The organism is Pseudobutyrivibrio ruminis AD2017, assembly GCF_000424305.1.
Classification (GTDB): domain Bacteria; phylum Bacillota; class Clostridia; order Lachnospirales; family Lachnospiraceae; genus Pseudobutyrivibrio; species Pseudobutyrivibrio ruminis_B.
In genome coordinates this window covers 185,506-208,862 of the sequence record NZ_AUJQ01000008.1, presented here as the reverse complement: position 1 = coordinate 208,862, position 23,357 = coordinate 185,506, and the positions used below count along the sequence as shown (strand labels likewise).

Genomic DNA, 23,357 nt, shown 5'->3' with positions numbered 1-23,357 from the left:
ATTTATCTCTGACTAAATCATAAATAAAAGACCAATCAATGGCTTTATCTATGATTCTTAGAAGATGATCCTGGGGAACCAAGTCATCAGTACATACAAATTCAATCTGCTTTCTAGCCTTCTCATTTTGTTCTGTAATCATTATTCTAACCCCTTGTTTTGATACATTTATTATACCAAAAAAGAGGTGAGAAAGCTTGGAAAATCAAGGATTTCTCAGCTTTTAGTTAGCCTAAAAATGAAAGAACTGGAGTCCGCTGACTCCAGTTCCTCCTTATTAAAAAGAAAAGGTCGCGACGAAAGCCGCGACACTTTGTCTACACTCTGAGACCAGTACACTTGTACTGGTCTATTTTTATGTAGGGTAGAGAAATAAATAGAAATGTGGTAATATACAAAAGGCTATGACCAAAAGTGTCATAAATATTGAAAACAAAGTAAATCACTACTTTTAGAAGGAGATAAATTACCATGAAATTGGGAATCGTCGGACTTCCAAACGTTGGAAAGTCAACACTTTTTAATTCACTTACAAAGGCAGGAGCACTTGCAGCAAACTATCCATTTGCTACAATCGATCCAAACGTAGGCGTTGTATCAGTACCTGATAAGCGTCTTGATGCACTTACAAAAATGTACAACTCTAAGAAGACAGTACCAGCTACAATCGAATTTGTAGATATCGCTGGTCTTGTAAAGGGTGCTTCAAAGGGTGAGGGACTTGGAAACCAGTTCCTTGCAAACATCCGTGAGGTAGATGCAATCGTTCACGTTGTACGTTGCTTCGAGGATGCTAATGTTGTTCACGTTGATGGCAGCATCGATTCACTCCGTGATATCGAAACAATCAACCTTGAGCTTCTTTTCTCAGATATGGAAGTTATGGAGCGTCGTTACTCTAAGACAGAGCGTTCAGCTCGTATGGATAAGACACTTCAGAAGGAAGCTGCTATGCAAAAGCGTCTTTTAGATCATATGGAAGCTGGCAACATGGCTAAGACTTTCGAGCTTAACGATGAGGATGAGGAAGCATACTTCAAGGAGTACAATCTTCTTACAGCAAAGCCAGTTATCTACGCTGCAAACGTTGAGGATGAGGACCTTGCAGATGATGGCGCTAATAATAAGAATGTACAGGCAGTTCGTGAGTATGCTGCAAAGGAAGGCTCAGAGGTATTCGTTATCTCAGCTCAGATTGAGCAGGAGATTTCAGAGCTTGAATCAGAAGAGGAGAAGCAGGAGTTCTTAGAGGCTATGGGTCTTGAGGAATCAGGTCTTGATAAGCTTATCACAGCTTCATACAGATTACTTGGTCTTATCTCTTACCTTACATCAGGAGAGGACGAGACACGTGCTTGGACAATCAAGAAGGGCACAAAGGCTCCACAGGCTGCTGGTAAGATTCACACAGATTTCGAGCGTGGATTCATCAAGGCAGAGGTTGTTAGCTATGATGACCTTATGGCAAACGGCTCTATGACAGCAGCTAAGGAAAAGGGTCTTGTTCGTATGGAAGGTAAGGAATACGTTGTTGAAGATGGAGATGTAATCACATTCAGATTCAATGTATAACATACTTTTTTTACAAATTCTTCATTAGACAGGAATCTACTTATGTAATATTATTAAGTTAACGTAGATTGTTTAGTCCGTATAAGGAGGTCTATATGAAAATCACAAATATCAAAGATACAGAAGCTTTTTTCAAAGTAATTGATAATTGCAAGGGCAAGGTTGAGCTTGTTACAGGCGAAGGCGATAGATTAAATCTTAAGTCAAAGCTGTCACAGTTCGTATCACTTGCTAACATTTTCCAGGCTGATGATGCAATCCCAGAGCTTGAGATTATTGCATACGAGCCAGATGATGCTAAAAGACTTTTGGAGTTTATGATTTCACAATAAATACAAAACGATTATAAGGGGGTCTGGTATTATGCTAGACCCTCTATTTATGAAATAAAAGAAGTACAGGAGAAAGAAATGAGAGCTTACGAGAGATTACTTAATTACGTTAAGGTTTACACAACCAGTGATGAAGACAGCACTACAGTACCTTCTACAGCCAGACAGTTTGATTTGGCAAAGCAGCTTGTAGAGGAGCTTCATTCAATCGGTGTTACAAATGCCGAAGTTGATGATAAGTGCTACATTTATGCATCAATCCCAGCTACAGCAGGATTAGAGGATAAAAAGGCAGTAGGATTTATTGCACACATGGATACAGCACCAGATTTTTGCGGTGAGAATGTTAATCCAGTAGTTGTAGAAAACTATGATGGAGAGGATGTTGTACTTGGTACAAGCGGACGCACTATCAAGGTTTCAGATTTCCCACATCTTAAGACATTAAAGGGACGCACACTTATCCACACGGATGGAACAACACTTCTTGGTGCTGATGATAAATCAGGTATCGCCGAGATTATGACATTTGCAGAGGAGCTTATTAGCTCAGGCGAGCCACACGGAAAGATTTGCATCGGCTTCACACCAGACGAGGAAATCGGCGCAGGCGCTGACCACTTCGATGTTGCACGTTTCGGAGCTGACTTCGCATATACGGTAGACGGTGGCGAGGAAAACGCAGTAGAATATGAAAACTTTAATGCAGCAGCAGCTTCAGTTAAGTTTAATGGTGTTAATATTCATCCAGGTGATGCAAAGGATATCATGGTAAACGCAGCACTCGTTGCTATGGAATTCAACGGAATGCTTCCACCAACACAGACACCTAGCCAGACAGAAGGCTACGAAGGCTTCTTCCATCTTACAGATATGAAGGGTGACGTTGCCGAAGCAGAGCTTTCTTACATCATTCGTGATCATGATGCAGATAAGTTCGCAGAGAAGAAGAAGGTTATGGAGCACGCAGCAAACATCATCAACCAGAAGTATGGTGAGGGCACATGCGAGCTTACAATAAAAGATCAGTATCAGAACATGCTTGAGATGATCAAGCCACACATGTTCCTTATTGATTACGCATTCGAATCATTAAAGGATGCAGGAGAGAATCCAAAGGCTGTTGCTATCAGAGGCGGTACAGATGGCGCACGTCTTTCATTCATGGGATTGCCTTGTCCAAACCTTGGAACAGGCGGCTACAACTTCCACGGCCCAATGGAACATATCACAGCGGAAGGTATGGACACAGTGGTTCGCGTACTTCACGGCATCACAAAGCGTTTTGCAGAATAATAGATGAGTTGGTAGCTATCAAGGCTTGAGAGCGTAATCAGCGGAGTAAATTATTTAGGGGGAATATATGTCAGCAGAAAAAAGAAAAGAGTTATTAATTGATGTTTTGATGGATGCTTTGTCAGGCCTGTGCATCGGTATTGCTTTGTATAATTTCGCAGCCGATGCAAAATTCCCATTGACAGGACTGACTGGTATCGCTATGATTTTTTATCAGTACTGGGGATGGAAAATCGGTCTTTTGACCATTATCATGAACATCCCACTGATTTTTGCAGCATATAAGGTACTAGGTAAAAAGTTTTTGCTTAAGTCCTTTAAGACTATGGCAATCGGAACTGTTATGATGGATTTTGTGGCACCACTTATTCCTAAGATTGAAATAGGAAATATCTTGTTGAATGCCTTGGTTGTAGGTGTTTTCACAGGATTAGGCTATGCCCTTGTTTATATGCGCAATTCATCTACTGGTGGCGCAGATTTTATCATGATGATTATCAAGGCAAAGCATCCTCACATGTCCCTTGGAAGAATATTCTTCATCGTGGATGTGGTAATCATTGTTATAGATACAATCGCCTATGCTCATTCATTTGAGGCATTGTGTTATGGATTTGTAATTAGCTATATTGGTTCGATTGTTGTGGATAAGGTAATGATTAACGCTGATTCAGGTATGATGTGTATGATTGTTACCAACAAGGCAGAGGCCATTGCCGATGCTATCGACAAGGCAGTGGAACGAGGTACTACAATCTTTACTGCAAAGGGCGGTTACAAAGGTGACGAGAGACAGGTACTTATGTGCGCTTGCTCTGACAAGCAGATGTATCAGGTTAATCGTGTTGCTAAAAAGATTGATGTAGATGCATTTATTGTCATAATGGAATCAAAGGCAGTGTATGGTGAGGGGTTCAAACGTTTTAAACCATAAGGAGTATTTTTTATGTCAGAGAAAATTTGTGTACTTGGTGTAGCAGGAGGTTCTGCTTCAGGTAAAACAACAATCATCAACAAATTGCAGGATTTTTTTGGAGAGGATATTGCTGTTATTAGCCACGATGCTTACTACAAAGCACATCCTGAAATGTCTTTTGAGGAGCGTAGTCAGCTTAACTACGACCATCCAGATTCATTTGAATCAGACAGAATGGCAGAAGATGTTAGAAAGCTTATCAAAGGCTATGCTATCGATATGCCAGTTTATGATTATGTTAACCACAATCGTTCAGATGAGACAGTAAGAGTAGAGCCAAAGACTGTTATCGTTATGGAAGGTATTCTTATTCTTGAGAATAAGGAACTTCGCGATTTGATGGATATTAAGATTTTCGTTGATACTGATGCAGATGAAAGACTTATGCGTCGTATCAAGCGTGATATGATTGAAAGAGGCAGAAGCATCGAATCAATCATCGACCAGTATTCAAAGACAGTAAAACCTATGCACGAAGAATTTGTTGAACCATCTAAGAAGCATGCCGATATCATCATCCCACGTGGTGGTGAAAACGAGGCAGGACTTGATATGCTTATCACATACATGACTAAGAAACTACAGACGGAAGAATAATACCTAGAATATATAAAATGCCTACAAATACTCTATTTCACAGCATTGTAGAGTACTTGTGCACATTTACACACAGCCCTCAGGGATATTTGGATATTACACCAAATTTTCCTGAGGGCTTGTTTTTTCCCTTTATTTTTTGCATAGATGTATGCTAGAATGGAATGCGGTAATTGATAAATTTTTATCAATTACCAGGAGTAATTAAAGGGAGAAATAATTAGTAATGCAAAACAAACCTATAGTGTTGGCTGTTGCTGGTAAAGGTGGAGTTGGTAAGACTTCTCTTGCTGCAGTAATGGTCAAATTGTTAGTGGAAGCTTATCCAGACAAGAAGATCCTAGCAATTGATGCTGATCCTGCTGTTGGGCTTTCTACAGCTCTTGGAGTGGAGCCAACCCTCACTCTGGATGATATTAGAAAAGAAGCTGTTGAAGCTGCAGAATCAGGCGATACTAAAGCCACAGTAGAAGTACTTGGCGAAGCCAGATATCGTATTTTTGATTGCATGGTTGAGATGGATGGCTTTTCTTTTATTGCAATCGGTCGTCCAGAGGCTGCTGGCTGCTATTGTAAAATCAATACTTATCTAAAAGAAGTAATCGCTTCAATTTCAGACAACTTTGATTATATTGTAATCGATGGAGAGGCCGGAATCGAGCAGATTAACAGACGTGTTATGGAAAAAGTAACTCATCTTATGCTTATCACAGATTCCAGCAAGAAGGGGTGCGGAGTTATCAAGACAATTAAAAATGTAGCAGACGATTTAGTTATGTACGACAAAATCGGTGCTGTAGTAAACCGCGTCCCATCAGAGGAAGTCCTTGAATACATGGACCTTGGAGATATTCCTCTACTTGGCTGGATACCAGCAGATGCTAACCTCACTGAATGTGACCTTAAGGGCAAATCTGTCCTTGGCATCGCCGACGACACCGCCATCGTAACAGGCCTACGCGCCGCGTTGAATAAGCTAGGAATTCTCTAAATCTCAGGATTTAGATGAACTAGTTAGGCGTAAATCAAGCATAACCTGGGCGAGCGCGAGGAGGAGGGCCCCATGTAGTTAAGGAGGGACCCTTTGGGAGGTTCCCTTGACTGCAATGGGAGGTGGCCTCCGGGAGCATGAAAAACTAGGAGTGATTTACGACTAGCTAGTGGATTATATGTAAAGGGAGAACTAAATAATGAAGGATTTAAAGCATCTTATTTATTTTGAGAATTTGCTTATGGATGCTGATAATGATTTGGTCCGCGAGGCCCAGGCTTCTGGCAGAGTCTGTGTCGGTAGCGTTTGTTATCAGATTCCAGAGGTTCTCATGAATTTAGGTAATGCTTTTACCGTGAGACTTCGCGCGCCAAGAACAGGTTCCATGGAAATGGGAACCTATTACTTGACTAGTTTTTTGTGCGAATATTCACGTGCATTACTTGAAAGAGCAATCGAGGGTGGCTATCAGTTCTTAGACTGCCTCATTGCCCCAGACGGTTGTACAATGATTAACCGCTGCGTTGAAAACATGGAGCTTTTAAAGATAAACGAGAAGGAGAAATTCTTCTATCAGTATCTTGAGGTTCCTATGAAGGCTGATGAGAACGGTCTTAATCTTTATGTTGGTCAGTGTCGTTCAAAGATATTAGAGCCGCTTCATGAGAAGTTTGGCATCGATATCAGCGACGAAGCCCTTCGCAAGGCAGTTGAAGACCATAACAAGGTTTGCCGAATCATTACCGAGCTTGGCAATTTCAGAAAAGAGGAAAAGCCTCGTATTACAGGCTATGAGTTCCATGTCATCTGCATGTGTACTTACGTGTGCCCTCAGGATTTACTTCTTGAGAAGCTTGAGGAAACTCTTGAAGAGGTTAAAAATCGTGTGCCTGATGAGAAGAATCATTTCCGCGCAAGAGTAGCAGTTGTTGGTTCCGAGGTAGATGATATCGATATGATTAAGCTTATCGAGGATTCAGGTGCTTACGTATGCGCCGACAGATTCTGCTTCGGTTCATTACCAGGCCGCGAGGAAATCATCCTTAATGATGATGAGGATGTTCTCACTCAGATTTGCCGTCATTACATGATGACATGCATGTGCCCACGTCACATGGATACACCAAAGATGAATAGAAGACGTGAGTATGTTGATGAGATTGCCAAGGAATACAAGGCAGATGGAATCATCTACGAGCAGATGAAGTTCTGTGACCCATGGGCTTATGAAAGAATGGTAGGAAGCCACGTACTTAGAGAAGAATATGGTTATCCTGTACTTACAATCGATAGACCTTATGCTGTGGGTAATTCAGGACAGATTCGTACCCGTGTCCAGGCCTTCGTGGAGAGTATCGAAATCAAGAAAATCCAAGGAGGTAAGCACTAATGGGAAAAGCAGTTGGTAGCTCAAAGTTAGGCGAGCTTTATAGCGGTGATAAAAAAGTATTTAAGCATCGTGAATGGAGAGGTATCAAGGATACTTGGTACGATTACACAAGATGGCTTGGCATCATTGCCATGCTTGGTAAATTCATGCTCCACCCAAAGAACGTAAAGGGATTTTTCAGATATCGTTGGATGCTTAACTATTTAGCAGTTCCAATGATGATCGATAAGCATTCCATGGGACTTCGTGGAACACAGCTTCGTATCTGTCGTGAGGAGTACGATTTAGTTGCATCAGACGTTGCAAAGCTTCTTACAAAGATTTTTTCAATGGATAGAAATCTTGGTGCCAGCCCAGAAAAGTCAAAGCATGTAGTCCTTATGGATGAAAACGAAATGACAAACATCATGTGTGGTTTCCCTAATCTTGAGGGACTTAGCTGGGAAACAGCCAGCTGTTATGTATGCGTTCTTCTTCAGGGAGACGCCATGACACATTACCTTGACGTTGTTCAAGAATGTGGTATGCCAGGTGATGTTTGCCCTATGCCTGCATCAGAGGCAGGTATTTGTATCGATGGAGATATGCCAATTTTTGGTAAGTGTGCAGTTCAGTGTAACACTACATGTGATGGTTCACTTATGGGAAATGGTGTTATTTCAAGAGCTTTGGAGCGTAACGGCATTCCAGTACATCAGCTTGCAACACCACTTCGTCATACAGAGGCAGGCGTTCAGGAGTATGCAGCTCAGGAAGTTAGAAATGCCATCGCATTTATCGAGGAGCAGACAGGCGAGAAGTTCGATTGGGATTACTATTTCGAATGTGCTAAGCGCATCAACATCGGCGCTAGGGAATGTACAGAATGGCTTGAACTTACAAAGACAGATTACCCACAGGTAGTTGGTAACAACATTCTTCTTTATCGTGAGACAGAATACATGGCCATTGCCGGTAAGGTTCCTGCATTTGCAGAGCTTGATAAAAAGATTACTAAATGGGCTACAGAGGCGTATAATAAAAAGACAATGCTTGCTAAGGAGTATCGTCATCGTGCTATTATCTGGGGCGTTCAGTCTCAGTTCTATACCGATTTCGTAGCATGGCTTTTGAACTGTTGGGGAATTCTTCCAATGTTCGATATGCTTACAATGGTTTCCCTTGATCCTATTTCAGAGGATGATAAGGAACAGGCCATCTACGACATGGCTCACCAGTACGAGAACATGATTATGAGAAACCGTACACACGGTGGTTACGAAGTACTTCTTAACGACCTTTGGAGATATTGCGAGGAGTTCAATGCAGATATGGTTATCCTTTGGGAGCACATCGCCTGCAAGGCCCTCGATGGTATGCACGGAATGTTCGAGCAGCAGGCTAGAGAGCATGGCATCAAATTAGTTTGGGTAAACCATGACCTCTACGACCCACGTGTCATCCCTCGTAAAAACCTTCGCCAAGACGTAAACCGCTACATGCGAAGCGTCCTCCGCGAAGAACCACTTGATCCTTCGTTAGAAGACTACGACGATACTAACCTCTGGTAAAAGCCTTCCCCCTCTTGGGTTGCTAGGCTCCAGTGGAGCCTGTTCAGCAACGACCGAGCCGGGAGGCGAGACAAGGTGCCCCGAAGGGGCGGATGAGGGTAATATATTAAGGAGAATAGAAAACATGAAATATTTTGGTGGATGTGACTCAGGAAGTACTTATACTAAATGCGTCATTATAGATGAAAACGGCAAAATGGTTGCAAACGTCACATTAAAGAGCCGTATTAACGCAGTGTTATCTTGCCAGGACGCCCTTGATCAGGCTGTGGCACAGGTACCTGATTTAAATAGCGCAAAGGATTTAACATATCTTGTAGGTACAGGTTATGGCCGTAACAAGGTTCCTTTTGCAGATGAGAATATCTCAGAGATTAGCTGCCACGCTATGGGTGTGCATGTAGCTGACCCAGAGGTTAAGGCCATCATCGATATCGGTGGCCAGGATGTTAAGGGTATCGCAGTTGACACTGACGGTACAGTTTTGAACTTTGCCATGAACGATAAGTGTGCCGCAGGTACAGGTCGTTTCTTCGAGGCAATGGCTAGAGCATTCGAGATGGATTTAGACGAGTTCTCATGTCTTTCTCTTAAGGCTAAAAATGTTATTCCAATTACTGCTCAGTGTACAGTATTCGCTGAGTCAGAGGTTATCTCACTTGTTGGTGAGGGTAAGCCAATGGACGAAATTGCAGCAGGTATTGAGCTTTCAGTTGCAAAGAGATGCTTTGTAATGTCAAAGAAGGCTGGTGCTACAGATAAGATTACACTTACAGGTGGATGTGCAAAGAACGCAGGCCTCAAGGCTGCCATCGAGCAGGTACTTAAGCTCAAGGTAATCGACCTTCCAATCGACCCACAGCTTATGGGAGCACTCGGCGCCGCAGAATTCGCACGTCAGAAAGGTAATAGATAATGTTAAAAGTATTATTAATTATCGCAATCGTACTATTGTGCTTATTTGTTTTATCTCTAATCGTATATTTCTTCAACCTAGACATGAAACTCACAAGCGCTATTCAGCCTCTTTTAGAGAAGCACTACGATAAGATTAAGAGAAATAGAAAGATATAATCGATGAAGCTATATGATGAAAGCATTAAGGAGTTGTTAGCTGGTATTGATATGACTTCGGCTAAAAAGCTTGATATCGTAAATGCCACTTGGAAAGATGTGGGCGACCACAATCTTATCCTCAGGGCAGATATGGCATACGAGCTTGGTGGAGGAACATTTCCTGCAGTAAGCGGTATGGCCGTTACCTGCAACGATGAATTCGTAAATACGGATGAAGTCATGCTGATTGGACCAGACCTTGATGAAATAAAGGCTGACACGCCTTACGCAAGAATTGCTCTTGTAAAGGTTGCCGAGGATAGTCTTGGTGATGGTAACACACTCTATAATGCGATTAGAAAAATCGAATACGTTAGGTATCATATTAATCCAGAGGGGTATATGACACGTATCTCTGCATCAAACAACAGAGAACCGGTTCGTGTAGGCAAAGCCGCTCTTGATAAGGGCCTAAACTTCGCCAAGGTTGGCAAGCTGTTCTTAGATACCTACCATGAAAACAAAAATATTGAAGCTGTAAAGCTCATATTTATAACAGCCCCTGATTTTGATTATAAATCACTATCAGAACAGGCAAAGCATCTTGAAGATATCACTGGCACGATAGATCATATCTTCAAGAATGTGATGATGGATTGTGGTTCGTGCTCACTCCAAAAAGTTTGCGACGAAGTCGAGGGTCTTCGTGAACTACATTTCCAGGAATTAAAGAAAGAAAGGGAGTATTAATAATGCCAGAAATGAGTAAAGCAATTATCCCACCACACATGGGGGATAAGGAGCCAAGCAAGAAAATTATTGCACTTGGTAGAAAGATTACAGACGTTATGCCACACAAGATGTTTGGCATAAAGGTTGAGGACCCAGAGTACTGGGGCCTTGCAGAAATCGTAACAGAGGAGATGGCTGAGGTTGGCCTTACTATGAAGGTTCGCCATCACTATACATTTGAAGATCTCTGCAAAATGAACCCTGAGAAGGCAAAGGATAAAGAGGCTTTCCAGAAGTTACTTGATGATATGAGCTATATCGGACTTTTAGAGTACGACTATGGCAATCACTACGACCACAACGGACGTACAGCTCCACAGTCTGAGAGAAGATACACACTTCCAATCTTCGTTCCAGGTTCTGCAGAGCTTTTCAACATGGAAGAGTCAGTTCCAGGTGAGCGTTCAAACAATAGATTAAAGCAGCACCCAGCTGTTGCATCATTCTTCGAGAGAATGACATATTTACCACTTGATGGTCTTACACATCTTATCCCACCGGGAGGCGCTGGTGTAGGTATGCACGTTATCCCTGTTGAGAAGGCTATCGAGTTCGAAAACGAGAAATTAGACCTTGAGCAGATTTCATACTGGCTCAAGAAATACGAAGGCCACATCGGTGTAGGCCAGTGTTCATGCCGTGTATCACGTGCTTGCCTTGATGAAGGTTGCGGTGATGATGAGATGAACTGGTGTATCGGTCTTGGTGATTTCGCTGATTACTGCCGTGAGACTGGCAAGGGTCACGACATCACATACGAAGAGGCTATGCGTATCGTTGAGCGTGCTGAGACACTTGGTTACGTTCACCAGATTACAAACATCGATGGCGAAAACAAGATTTTCGGTCTTTGCAACTGTAACGTAAACATTTGTAACGCACTTCGTACATCACAGCTTTTCAACACACCTAATATGTCACGTTCTGCTTATACAGCTCACGTTGAGGCAGAGAAGTGTGTAGCTTGTGGTAAGTGTGTTGAGTACTGCCCAGCTGGTGCAGTTAAGCTTGGTCAGAAGCTTTGCAAGAAGGACGGCTCACAGGTAGAGTATCCAAAGGTTGTTCTTCCAGACAGAGTTCACTGGGGCAAGGATAAATATGACGAGGATTATCGTGATAACAACCGTAAGAACTGCTACGAAACAGGTACAGCTCCATGTAAGGTAGCTTGTCCTGCACACGTTTCGGTTCAGGGTTATGTAAACATGGCTAAGGAAGGCAGATATGAGGACGCTCTTGCTCTTATCAAGAAGGACAACCCATTCCCAGCTATCTGCGGTCGTGTATGTAACAAGAGATGCGAGGCTGCTTGTACTCGTGGAACAATCGATGCACCAGTTGCTATCGATGATATTAAGAAGTTTATTGCTGAGCGCGATCTTCACGCTGAGACAAGATACATTCCACCAATCGATATCCCTTCAAACCGCTTAACACAGTGGGATGACAAGATTGCTATCATTGGTGCAGGTCCTGCAGGTCTTTCTTGCGCTTACTATCTTGCAACAAAGGGTTACAAGCCAACAGTATTCGAAAAGAACAGCCGTCCAGGTGGTATGCTCACATGGGGTATCCCAACATGGAAGCTTGAGAAGGATGTTGTTGAGGCTGAAATCGACGTTATCCGTCAGCTTGGCGTAGAGATTAAGTGCAACGTTGAAGTTGGTAAGGACATCACTCTTGATGAGCTTCGTGCACAGGGCTACAAGGCATTCTATGTAGCAATCGGTTGCCAGGGTGGCAAGATTCCACCAATCCCTGGAACAGATGCAAAGGACGGTATCGACATCGCTGTTACATTCCTTCATAAGGCACTTGAAGACCAGAGCCAGAAGATGGATGGAAACGTAGTAGTTGTCGGTGGTGGTAACGTTGCTATCGACTGCGTACGTACAGCTGCTAGATTTGGCGCAGGCAACCCTCAGATGTTCTGCCTTGAGGCAAGAGATGAGATGCCAGCTAACAATATCGAAATCACAGAGACACTTGAAGAAGATATCGCAATCAACAATGGTTGGGGTCCAAAGGAAATCCTTAAGGATGCTGAGGGCAACGTATCTGGTATCGTATTCAAGAAGTGTACATCTGTTAAGGATGCTGAAGGCAAGTTCAATCCACAATATGACGAAAACGAAACAATGACTGTAGAGTGCAAGCACATCATCTTCGCTATCGGTCAGGGTATCGAATGGGGCGGACTCCTTGGCAATGGCAAGGAAAAGGTTGAGTTCTGGCATGGTAACTACCCAGTAGCTGACAAGCTTACATACCAGACAGCACAGCCAGACATCTTCGTTGGTGGTGATGTTTATTCTGGTCCTAAGTTCGCTATCGACGCTATCGAGGCAGGTAAGTGCGCTGCAGATTCTCTTCACAGATTCGTACAGCCAGGCTGCTCTATGACAATCGGTAAGAACCGTCGTGATTTCATCGAGCTTGACAAAGACAACATTCTTGTGGAAGAATATGATACAGCAGGACGTAATGAGCCAGCTATTGATACAAGCATTGATATGAAGCATTCATTCCGTGATGCTCACCTTACACTTACAGAGGAGCAGGTTAAGGCAGAGGCTAGCCGTTGCCTTAAGTGTGGTGCATCTGTAGTTGATGAGAATAAGTGTATCGGATGTGGTGTCTGCACAACTAAGTGTGCCTTTGACGCTATCCACCTTCACAGAACTCATCCAGAGTGCACACACATGGTACCTTCTGAAGATAAGTTCAAGCATATCGGTGCCTACGCTATCAAACGTGCCGCTAAGATCGCCTTTTCAAAGAAGAGCGAAGCTGAAAAGCAGGCCGAAAGAGAACACAAGGCGTATAAGAAGGCGAATAAATAGTCTTCAGGCCTTTAAGTGAGCCCTAATACAAAACTCTCAACCTAGGCAAGCGCGAGCAGGAGGGCCCCATGTAGTTAAGGAGGGACCCCGTAGGGGAGGTTCCCTTGACTGCAATGGGAGGTGGCCTGCGGGAGCACGGAAAACCAGGAGGTTTTGTATTTAAGGGCGGGCTTTATTAGAGAGGAAGTATAAATAATGCATGAATTAGGTATTGTGTTTCATGTAGCGAAACAGGTAGAGGAAGTTGCTATTGAGAACAACGCTGAGCACATCAACGAGGTAGTGCTCTCAATCGGTGAGGTATCCACAGTCATACCAGATTATTTGATTGACTGCTGGGCTTGGAATGCGAAAAAGTACCCAAGACTTGATGGCAGCAAGCTCACTTGCGAAACAATTAAGGCTGTGACCTTCTGCGAGGATTGCAAGCAGGAGTATGAAACAGTTGCCCACGGTAAGACCTGTCCACATTGTGGCAGCGGCAACACATATCTTGTCACAGGAAATGAAGTTATTCTTAAAGAAGTTATAGCTGATTAATAGAAATCCCACGGCTGATGCCGTGGGATTTTTGCTATATTCTTTATGCTTTTTCACATCCCTAGTATCCACTTACGAAATACAACTAACCATATTCGAAAGGTTGTATTGCAACACTATTTTTCCTATGATAATATCCAAACAAAGAACAGGCGCGCCCATATTTTTAAATGATAATGTATGAGTAAAATGGGAGGAAACAGACATATGATAAGTTTTACTATTGAAGATGTCATGAATGTAGTCAATGCGATATCTGGTTATTTGGTGGCTATTGGAGTGGCACTTTTTCTAACAATAGTTGCAATGGTGGGATGCAGGAAAAGAAAAGCACATGAAAAATATTTGGTGAGAGCACAGGCAAGTGGAGCTTTTTTGCTAGTACTTGTTGTAATTATAAATATGATTTGTATTGGACCTATGAATACAATGATTTCACTTGTTATGGGTGAAGGAAAATTATCACAAGGAACAATCAAAGAAACACTTGAGGATGTACAAAAGGTTAGTGAAGAGGGAATTGTTCTATTGGAAAATGATGATAATATACTTCCACTTTCTTCAACTAAGAATTTGAATATTTTTGGTTGGGCATCGATTGCACCAAACTATAGTGGAAGAGGTTCCGGTGCAGCATCAGGACAATATGAGATTACGACTTTATATGATGGATTGAAGAATGCAGGCTTTAATGTAAATGAAGATTTGTATGATTTTTATTCAGAATATGCAAGTGATAGACCAGATGTAGGTATAAGACATCAGGATTGGTCATTACCAGAGCCTCCAGCAGCCTCTTATCCAAGTGATATGTTGAAGTCGGCAAAGGACTTTTCTGATACAGCATTAATTGTTTTATCAAGAGCTGGTACAGAACAGGCAGATTTACCAACAAATCTTGAAAACTTGCCAGCTGATGGTTCATATAATGACAATTCTACTAAGTACAAAGATTTTGGAAATGAGCATTACCTTCAGTTAAGCAAAAGTGAAAGAGATATGGTTGAGCTTGTTTGTGATAATTTTGAAAAGGTTATAGTAGTATGGAATGGGCCATGTGCCTTTGAAATGGGATTTGTTAACGAGTATGAATCTATAAAGGGAGCGCTCTGGTGTGCACCATGTGGTCAAAATGGATTCAATGGATTGGGAAGAATCTTAAATGGTGAGGTCAATCCATCAGGTAAGACAACAGATACATTTGTATATGATTTATCTACAACACCTTACTTCAATAATATTGGTGATTTCCATTATAGCAATATGAACGATTTTTCATTTAAGAAGGATGAAAAATATGGCGGAGCAACTGTTTCACCAAGTTTTGTAAATCTTGTTGAAGGTATATACGTAGGCTATAGATTTTATGAAACAGCGGCTACAGAAGGATTAATTGATTATGATAGTGTGGTTCAGTATCCTTTTGGATATGGTTTAAGCTACACAAATTTTAGTCAGAAAATTGATAATTATAATATTACACCTGAAGGCTGCACATTTGATGTTATAGTAACAAATAATGGGGCGGTTGAAGGAAAAGATGTTGTAGAGGTTTACTATAATCCACCTTATAACAATGGAGGGATTGAAAAAGCTTCTGCAAATTTGGTAGCATTCAATAAAACTGGTATTATTAAGCCAGGTGAATCAGAAACACTGTCATTTAATATTAAAGCGGAAGATATGGCATCATTTGATACATATGGAGAAGGATGCTATGTGCTTGAGGCTGGAGATTATATTATTTCAATAAATGAGGATTCTCATAATATTATTGATTCTGTTTCATATAATGTTGAATCAGATATTGTTTACGATAAAACAAATCCAAGAACTAGCGATAAAAATGCTGCTACAGTAAAGCTTGACTATGTAGAGAGCAATGTGGATTATTTATCTCGCGCAGATGGTTTCGCAAATTATGAGGATGCTATAGCAGCACCTTCGAACATGAAAATGTCAGAAGAAGACAAAGCTAATTTTATAAATTCTTCAAACTATGATTCATCATTAGATAATAATTCATCAGATGAAATGCCATTAACAGATCAGGATAATGGATTAACCTTAGCTGATTTACGTGGGGCAGATTATGATGACCCACGTTGGGAGACTTTACTTGACCAAATGTCTGTTGAAGATATGGTTAATCTTTCAGGAATTGCTGGTTATCAGACAGGTTCTGTTGATAGTGTTGGGAAGATATCAACAACAGATGTGGATGGACCACAGGCAATTAATAATAGCTTTACAGGAGTTGGTTCCATAGCGTTTCCAGCATGTGTAATGACTGCTAGCACATGGAATAAAGAAATGGCACATGTGTATGGCGATAGAATGGGCCAAATGGCTGATGAAATGCAGATAACCGGCTGGTATGCACCTGGAATTAATATTCATCGTTCCGCATTTGAAGGAAGAAGTACTGAATATTTTTCTGAGGATGGTTATTTAACAGGTATGATGGCTGCAGAAGCAGTAAATGGAGCAGCCGAGCATGGAGTTTATGCGTATTTGAAACATTTTGCATTAAATGAGCAAGAAACAAATAGAGATGGAATGCTTTGTACTTGGGGTAATGAGCAATCAATCAGAGAAATCTATTTACGTAGTTTTGAGGTTGCTATCAAGAATAGTGATGCGCATGCAGTTATGTGTTCCCATAACTATGTAGGTCCTTTGTGGTCTGCAGGTTCAAAAGCATTATTAACTGATATTCTTAGGGATGAATGGAATTTCAAAGGTTTTGCCATAACAGATTATTTCTTAGGAAATGGATATATGAATGCTGATCAGGCTGTCCGCGCTGGAGCAGATGCTATGTTGTTAGCTTTTGATAAGGGGGACAATATGGTGCAGGATAGAACGAGTCCTACATCTATAATAGCTTTGCGACGTGCTTGTAAAAATATAATGTATACAACTGTAAATAGCCGTGCTTATTCTGATGATAATTTGCATCCAGGAATGCAATCATGGATAAAAATGCTAATTGTGATAGATATTATCATTATGATTATTATGGCATTTATGGAAGTATTAATTATTAAAAGTTACAATCGAAGAAAAGAGGCAGCATAGATAACATTCTCTATTAGACCGTTCCACCATATAGGTGGAGCGGTATTTGGCGTTTATAAATGAAGGATATTATGAGGTTTGCAGAAAAATGTATATTGCAATTGTTGATGATAATGTTTCTGAAGTAGATTTACTGAAAAGGCATATTGAAAAATATATAGCAAAAACAAATCGTGATATAAGACCAGTATGTTATTATTCACCGACATTATTTCTAGCAGAGTATAGGTCTCAGTTTGATTTGGTAATTTTGGATATACAAATGCCTGAAATAGATGGGTTGAAAGTTGCAGAGAAAATTAGACGTTCAGATAAAAGTACTATGCTTGTTTTTATAACAGGGATGTCCCAATATGCAATAGCAGGCTATAAGGTACAGGCAATGGATTACATACTAAAGCCTGTTGCTTATTATGACTTTTCATATATGTTAGACAATGTATTTAAGCGGTCTGAGAGTCAAAAGCAAGTAAGCATTGTTATTAATAATAAGCTTGGTTCAAGTCGAATACAAGTATCTGATATTCTATATATAGAGGTGCAGAATCATAAGCTTTTTATTCATACAAGGGATGGGGTTGTGGAGACTTGGGGTGCTTTGACCACTATAGAAACTGAATTGCCAAAACTAATGTTTTCAAGGATTAATTCTGGCGTCACAGTTAATTTGAATGCTGTTATTGGTGTAGACAATGATTCAGTTGTATTGCCAAATGAAGTCCTACCATTATCTAGAAGAAAAAAGAAGGAGTTTTGTTCAAATCTAGCACGTTATTTTGGAGGAAAAACTCATGACTAATATATTCATTCAAGTATTTAATTATAGAGTTATTTTTATATTAGAGCTGATTATTGCAATGTCTATTTCGTCGTTACAACTAAAGAGAAGGTCACACTTTGCAAAAAGAGTTGCAGTATCGGTTGTAATACTAGTTGCTATATCTGAAGTATTACATTTGCCAGTTAGTAATTCTATTTCATTTATATTAATGTTTTTGTTGTTGTTTGCGCTGATGTTGAGTTGTTCATATTTATGTTTTGATGAACCTATTTACAATATATTATTTTGTGGAATTACAGCATATACTACACAGCATATTGCCTTCTCTACATACAACTTCATAACGACAATTTCAGGGCTTTCTAATTATGGTGATATATATTCCGAAGAGGGATTCACAAATATTAATCTAATAAGTGTATTGGTGTATATGCTGATTTATTGCCTAGTATATTGGATGCTTTGGATTTTTATGTCTTATTTACTAAATGGAGAGGAAGATTTCGATATTGGTAGTGGATACACTAAGCTTTTACTGGTTTTTGTTATTGTTCTTGTAGATGTGGTGTTAAATGCTGTGTTAGTGCATGGCCTGGGAGAGAACAGGCTTCCAAATAAAGTATATATTGTTATTTATGTGCAAGGGATTTTATGTTGTTTATTGGCACTTGCCATTCATTTCACACTGTTATGGGGCCAGCAGGAAAAACGAGAAGCTGCAAGGATAAAAGAATTATGGAATACCGATAGAATGGTTTATGAGAGGATGCAAGAAAATATAGATTTGGTAAATATAAAGTGCCATGATTTAAAGTATCAGATTCGTGAAATACGAGAGGGAAATACCGAGTACGATGACGAAAGCCTGAGGGAATTAGAGGATGCAATAGCTATATATAGTTGTAAAGTAAATACAGGTAATAGTGTACTTGATACGATATTGAGTGAGAGAAGTCTTCAATGTGAATATGAACATATAAGATTGGTTCATATGGTAGATGGGGCTTTGTTAAACTATATTTCACCAAACAAGCTATATTCTTTATTTGGAAATGCAATAGCCAACGCTATAGAAGCGGTGAAGAAGATTGACGATGTAGACAAAAGATTAATCCATGTAAATGTATATAAACATAATGAAATGGTTTTTATTCATTTTGATAATTATTGCATGGAGGAGGATTTTCCAAATATTGTAAATGGTTTCCCTGAGACTTCGAAGGAAGATAAAAAGAATCACGGATACGGTCTTAGATCGATGTCATTACTAGCTGAAAAGCTTGGAGGAAGAATGGAGTATCATATAGAAGATAATTTATTTAACTTGAATTTTTTTATTCCATATGTATAAAACACTTATAATTTTTATGGATGTTACAATGATAAAGAAGTTATAGCTGATTAAAGTTTCACATTATGTAGGATTTATCTACATAAAAAATACACTATTACAATTTTAGAACATGCTAGAATTTAAGTTAGGTTTTACCGTATATCCTAGGGAGAGTTCGAAACTGTAGGTAGTGTATTTTTTTGGAGGTTCCTATGAAAAAAGGTATTAGTTCCAGCGTTAAGGCAAAGCTTATTATTACAATGGTGGTACTTGCAGCGTTGCCACTTATTGCCGCTACTACGATTAATTATGTTAGAACGACATCTAGTGCTAAAGCAGAAGCGAAGAATACACTTGCTTGGTCGGCATGGTTCTTAGAGGGAGAGATTAATAAGATATTTGCCGAGACGGAGTTATCCCTTAATACTTTAGCTACATCACCTAATATTACTAGTTTCTTGGAGACAGGTGAAAATGGCCCGGCAGCTGTTAGACAGATGCAGGCTGTAAATGACTATTTTGGTGATGGAAATGCCATTATTCTTTCCAATGCACAGGGTATGATGGTACTCCGAAGTGATGGTGGAAATTTGGCTGACATTTCAGAAAGAGATTATTGGCAAGGTGCTATGGCGGGAAAGACAACAGCATCTCCTGTTGTAGTAAGTGCGTCTACCAATTCAAGAATCCTTTGTCTTGCAGTGCCAGTTTTTGGAAATGACGGTTCTACAGTAATTGGTGTTTTACACCGAAGCTACGATATGGAACAGTTTAGAGCTATTCTTGGTGAAGATGGTGAGGAAGCATTTTTAGTTGACCACCAGGGAACTCTTGCAGCACATGCTCAGTATGAGATAAAGGCAGATGATGAGCCAATGAGTTTTACATCATCACCTTACATGACATCTGATGCAACCGATGGCACTTATGAAAGTAATGCAAGTGGAAAGGCTACATATCTTTCTTATGTTAAGGAGCCAATTACAGGCTACATAATTTGTGATGCCATTTCGATTGCCGAGGTTACAAAATCTGCACGTTTATCAGCACTTACAACATTAGTTTTGGGTGTAATATTACTTGTAATAGCCGGATTCCTTGCATATATGCAGGCATTGGCATTTACAAAACCTATCTTGGAAGTAAACAAAACAATTGCTCAGTTATCAGATGGATACTTTATTAAAGTAGATAAATATACTGATCGTACTGATGAGTTTGGTGATATGGTCAACAACACCAACGGATTGATTGACAGACTTTCTAATATAGTTGGTCAAATCAAAAATTCCTCAGAAAATGTTGCCACATCTTCAGATGATTTGTCAGATATGGCTAGTCAGATTGCAGATACTACAGAGACCGTAGCAAACTCAGTTCAGAATATTGCCAGTGGTGCAGTGCAGCAGGCAGATGATATCCAGTCTGCAGCGGAGGGAACAAGCCGAATTACGGAAGCTGTTGGAAGCGTACAGGATTCAACAGTGGAGATGACAGAGCTTGCTAAGAGAATGAAGATGGCTTCTGAGACATCTACAGCATCACTTGATAGCTTGAAGCATTCAAGCAGCGATATGACCGTTAAGATTGAGGAGATTTCATCTCGAATTTCTTCAACACAGAATGCGGTATCAAATATTAATGAAAGAGTAGAGGGTATTTCAGGAATCGCATCTCAGACAAACCTGCTTTCACTTAATGCTTCAATTGAGGCAGCCAGAGCGGGTGAGATGGGCAAGGGCTTCGCAGTTGTTGCTGAGGAAATCAGACAGCTGGCAGATGATTCAGATACTCTTGCTTCTGAAATCCGTACAGAGATGGATGCTTTACTTCAGGAAGCAGAGCAGGCGGTAAAGGCCGCAACTCTTGTAATGGAAGGAAATGTAGAACAGCAAAAGGCAATTGCTTCTACATTTGAATCTGTACAGGGAATGCTTGCAGATATCGAGACTACTGTTCAAGCGGTAGCAAAGATTTCCAAGGAAGCAGATACTTGCGTAGATTCTAATTCATCAGTATCAAATGCTATGCATTCACTTTCAGCTATTTCAGAGGAAAATGCAGCTGCATCAGAGACTACAGGAGCATCAGTTGAAGAGCTTTCTGCTACAGTTAGCACACTTGCTGAAGCTGCAGCAAACCTTAAGGAAATTGCTGTAAGCCTCCATGAAGAAATTCAGTTCTTCAAATAAATAAAGAATTCACTTGGCCCGGTAAAGAAATTTACCGGGCTTTTTTGTTCGATTGTATTAGTACACTTCGGTTTCAGCCCTTGAATTAGCGAATATTTTTCAATAAGTGTGAGACACATCTGTTGATATGGGAAAAATTGTTAGTTATAATTTTTATAAGAATCGATTTTACAGAACATTTACAGTAGAAAGGTATATATGAAGAAAACTCAAGGGATTTTACAGTACATATTTATTATAGTTGGAGCCATAATGGCCAGTTTTTCAGTCGCACTGATTATATTGCCAAATGACGCCATTGATTATGGAACAGCAGGGGTTGCCATCATTATCAGTAAGCTTACTGGGCTTTCACTGGCGCCTCTTGTATTTTTAGTGTTTATACCTTTTATAATTGCAGGACACGTAGTGCTTGGAAAAAGCTTCACTATCAAAGCTACATTAGGTTCTTTGACCTACACTTTGGGAATCCATTTTTTCGAGGAGATTCCCTTCGAGCTTAACACCGAGCATTTCCTTGCAGTTGCTTTTGGCGGGGCAATCCTTGGGGCAGGCCTATCCCTTATCCTTCGAAATGGTGGATGCATAGATGGTTCTGAGATATTAGCCAACATAGTTGTTAAGCGCCTATCTGATAAAACAGGTCGAAATTACAGCATGACGCCCGTTTTGCTTGCATTCAATGCATTGGTTTATTTCACGGTGTTTTTCACGATAGATATGACAGCGGCATTGCTTAGTCTTTTGGTTTATGTGGTGGCTACCACTGTTATCGATCATTACACAGACCATTTCGAAGCCATTAAGCAGGTTACCATTATCACCCAGGACCCTGATAACATTATCGATGACATTAAAAAGAGGCTCAACAAGACCTGCACAATCATGGATTCCAGAGGTGCCATAGCAGGGGAGAACAATACCTTGATTTGCTACATCAGTTATTTCGAACTGCCAATTATGAAGGAAATTATTTCTAATCACTCAGGTAGTTTTAGTACAGTATCTACTATTGATGAAATATTAAGATAGATTTTTGACTAGTAAGGAAGGTGAGGCTTTATTATGAAAAAAAGATTATTAGTGTTAATCGCAGTATGCACCATGGCTTTTGCCACAGCCTGTGGTGGCAGCTCTAGTGTAGGCTCTTTAAAGCAGGCATCTAATTCATTCATGGCAAAAGATGCTGTTGGCTTTGAGGAGACGGCAGTAGAGGATTACGACGTGGATACCGAAATGACTGCAGATGAGGGCGCAGAGGGGGAAGATGTAGATTTATCTGGCTATGATACCTCAAGAAAGCTTGTGTATAACTCAAACATTAGCTTAGAAACCAAGAAGTTCGACGAAGATGTTGCCAGAGTAAAAGAGCTTGTATCCGCAAATGGTGGTTATCTTGAAAGCAATTCTACCTACGGAAGCGTAGAATACGGCGGCCGCAGTGCCAACATGCAAGCCAGAATTCCAGCAGACAAGTATCAGGACTTTATGTCCAGCGTTGGAGATGTAGGCTCCCTTACATCTAAAAGTGAAAATGTTGAGGATATCACATCAAGCTATGTTGATGTTCAGGCCAGATTAAAGAGCTTAAATACAAAGCTTGAGCGTCTTCAGGAGCTGGAAGCAGAAGCTGATAACGTAACAGACCTTCTTGAAATAGAAGACAGAATAAATGATGTTCAATATCAGATTGAAAGCTACACAGCACAGAAAAAGACCTATGATGACAAGATAGACTACAGCACAGTTTCAGTAGATATCAGTGAAGTTGTTACCTATTCAGAGGTAAAGGCAGACAGTGCATGGAATCGTTTTGCAGAAGCATTTGCAGGTTCCTTTACAGGATTTATTGAATTCCTTCAGAATCTTGTGATTGGTTTAATATATTTATTGCCATACATTATTATAGTAGCAATAGTAGTTGTAGTTATAATTAGGATTCACAAAAAGAGAAAGATTAAAAAGGAAAAGAAAAACAAAGAGGTACAAGATAAATAAGGAAAGTAAAGAACCCGCGGGTGGCTGAAGCCCGCGG

The 23,357-nt window shown here is 40.5% G+C and carries 19 protein-coding genes and 1 pseudogene; 19 read left to right on the top strand and 1 reads right to left on the bottom strand.

Annotation, left to right across the window (positions count from 1 at the left end; translation table 11 throughout):
- Nucleotides 1–142: pseudogene (locus G611_RS16075) on the bottom strand (IS5/IS1182 family transposase); the annotation flags it as partial.
- Nucleotides 143–471: 329 nt separating this feature from the next.
- Here G611_RS16075 and ychF point away from each other — a divergent pair.
- The 19 genes from ychF to G611_RS0107480 all read left to right on the top strand — a co-directional run bounded on the left by ychF (nt 472) and on the right by G611_RS0107480 (nt 23,320).
- On the top strand, nt 472–1,572 hold the full coding sequence (gene ychF / locus G611_RS0107565) for a redox-regulated ATPase YchF (protein ID WP_028243107.1): 1,101 nt from the start codon (nt 472–474) through the stop codon (nt 1,570–1,572).
- Nucleotides 1,573–1,667: 95 nt separating this feature from the next.
- Nucleotides 1,668–1,904: a hypothetical protein gene (locus G611_RS0107560; protein WP_028243106.1), complete on the top strand. Its 237-nt coding sequence runs from the start codon at nt 1,668–1,670 to the stop codon at nt 1,902–1,904.
- A gap of 78 nt (nt 1,905–1,982) precedes the next feature.
- Nucleotides 1,983–3,200, top strand: a complete 1,218-nt coding sequence (gene pepT / locus G611_RS0107555) for a peptidase T (protein ID WP_028243105.1) — start codon at nt 1,983–1,985, stop codon at nt 3,198–3,200.
- Nucleotides 3,201–3,267: 67 nt separating this feature from the next.
- A complete protein-coding gene (locus tag G611_RS0107550; RefSeq protein WP_028243104.1) occupies nt 3,268–4,134 on the top strand; it encodes a YitT family protein in 867 nt (288 codons plus the stop codon).
- Between the two features lie 12 nt (nt 4,135–4,146).
- Complete coding sequence (gene udk / locus G611_RS0107545) at nt 4,147–4,773, top strand: uridine kinase (RefSeq protein WP_028243103.1); 627 nt, start codon at nt 4,147–4,149, stop codon at nt 4,771–4,773.
- A gap of 226 nt (nt 4,774–4,999) precedes the next feature.
- On the top strand, nt 5,000–5,764 hold the full coding sequence (locus G611_RS0107540) for an AAA family ATPase (protein ID WP_028243102.1): 765 nt from the start codon (nt 5,000–5,002) through the stop codon (nt 5,762–5,764).
- Nucleotides 5,765–5,963: 199 nt separating this feature from the next.
- Nucleotides 5,964–7,154, top strand: coding sequence for a 2-hydroxyacyl-CoA dehydratase family protein (locus G611_RS0107535; RefSeq protein ID WP_028243101.1), 1,191 nt, complete (start codon nt 5,964–5,966; stop codon nt 7,152–7,154).
- Complete coding sequence (locus G611_RS0107530; protein ID WP_028243100.1) at nt 7,154–8,704, top strand: 2-hydroxyacyl-CoA dehydratase family protein; 1,551 nt, start codon at nt 7,154–7,156, stop codon at nt 8,702–8,704. Before G611_RS0107535 ends, G611_RS0107530 begins: the two co-directional genes overlap by 1 nt.
- A 124-nt stretch (nt 8,705–8,828) precedes the next feature.
- Nucleotides 8,829–9,620 carry an acyl-CoA dehydratase activase gene (locus G611_RS0107525; protein ID WP_028243099.1) on the top strand — a complete coding sequence of 264 codons (792 nt, stop codon included), beginning with the start codon at nt 8,829–8,831 and terminating at the stop codon, nt 9,618–9,620.
- Nucleotides 9,620–9,778: a hypothetical protein gene (locus tag G611_RS15855; protein WP_196801549.1), complete on the top strand. Its 159-nt coding sequence runs from the start codon at nt 9,620–9,622 to the stop codon at nt 9,776–9,778. Before G611_RS0107525 ends, G611_RS15855 begins: the two co-directional genes overlap by 1 nt.
- A gap of 3 nt (nt 9,779–9,781) precedes the next feature.
- Entirely contained in the window at nt 9,782–10,510 is a 729-nt protein-coding gene (locus G611_RS0107520) for a carbon monoxide dehydrogenase (protein ID WP_028243098.1), read from the top strand.
- Between the two features lie 2 nt (nt 10,511–10,512).
- On the top strand, nt 10,513–13,395 hold the full coding sequence (locus tag G611_RS14290) for an FAD-dependent oxidoreductase (RefSeq protein WP_242824269.1): 2,883 nt from the start codon (nt 10,513–10,515) through the stop codon (nt 13,393–13,395).
- A 195-nt stretch (nt 13,396–13,590) separates the two neighbouring features.
- Complete coding sequence (locus tag G611_RS0107510) at nt 13,591–13,935, top strand: hydrogenase maturation nickel metallochaperone HypA (RefSeq protein ID WP_028243097.1); 345 nt, start codon at nt 13,591–13,593, stop codon at nt 13,933–13,935.
- A gap of 207 nt (nt 13,936–14,142) precedes the next feature.
- Nucleotides 14,143–17,016 (top strand): glycoside hydrolase family 3 N-terminal domain-containing protein, encoded by a 2,874-nt coding sequence (locus G611_RS0107505; RefSeq protein ID WP_028243096.1) that lies wholly within the window; start codon nt 14,143–14,145, stop codon nt 17,014–17,016.
- A gap of 46 nt (nt 17,017–17,062) precedes the next feature.
- Nucleotides 17,063–17,815: a LytR/AlgR family response regulator transcription factor gene (locus G611_RS0107500; RefSeq protein WP_028243095.1), complete on the top strand. Its 753-nt coding sequence runs from the start codon at nt 17,063–17,065 to the stop codon at nt 17,813–17,815.
- Nucleotides 17,808–19,148 (top strand): ATP-binding protein, encoded by a 1,341-nt coding sequence (locus G611_RS0107495; protein WP_028243094.1) that lies wholly within the window; start codon nt 17,808–17,810, stop codon nt 19,146–19,148. Before G611_RS0107500 ends, G611_RS0107495 begins: the two co-directional genes overlap by 8 nt.
- Before the next feature lie 194 nt (nt 19,149–19,342).
- Entirely contained in the window at nt 19,343–21,322 is a 1,980-nt protein-coding gene (locus G611_RS0107490) for a methyl-accepting chemotaxis protein (RefSeq protein ID WP_036948583.1), read from the top strand.
- Between the two features lie 198 nt (nt 21,323–21,520).
- Nucleotides 21,521–22,354 (top strand): YitT family protein, encoded by an 834-nt coding sequence (locus tag G611_RS0107485; RefSeq protein ID WP_028243092.1) that lies wholly within the window; start codon nt 21,521–21,523, stop codon nt 22,352–22,354.
- A 33-nt stretch (nt 22,355–22,387) separates the two neighbouring features.
- Nucleotides 22,388–23,320, top strand: a complete 933-nt coding sequence (locus G611_RS0107480) for a DUF4349 domain-containing protein (protein WP_028243091.1) — start codon at nt 22,388–22,390, stop codon at nt 23,318–23,320.
- Nucleotides 23,321–23,357 lie beyond the last annotated feature (37 nt).